Source organism: Pseudomonas sp. IT-232MI5 (genome assembly GCF_949767845.1).
Lineage (GTDB): Bacteria > Pseudomonadota > Gammaproteobacteria > Pseudomonadales > Pseudomonadaceae > Aquipseudomonas.
On sequence record NZ_CATKQE010000050.1, the window covers coordinates 1 to 242 of the forward strand.

General features: G+C 57.4%; 1 protein-coding gene. It reads left to right on the forward strand.

Going from position 1 to position 242, the window contains the following annotated elements:
* Positions 1-242: hypothetical protein (locus tag ACM6JQ_RS20845; RefSeq protein WP_414894614.1), on the forward strand; the 242-nt coding region annotated here is incomplete at both ends.

Below are 242 nucleotides of genomic sequence, written 5' to 3' on the forward strand. Positions count from 1 at the left end.
AATGATGCTGCATTACGAGCATCGTCACGGCGAACACTCGCTGCTCTCCGACCTGATCACCTATCAGGAAAACGACTTCACCAAAGTCCATTTGCACCTCGGCACGATGATCGACGTTCACGGCCGGTTTATCGGCCTCTGGCAGATCGTTGATGGCGAACCGCTGCGCCAGCTCTGCGCCTATCAGTACGACACCTATGGCGACCTGATTCAGGCGCAGGACGAGAACGGCGCCGTCTGGT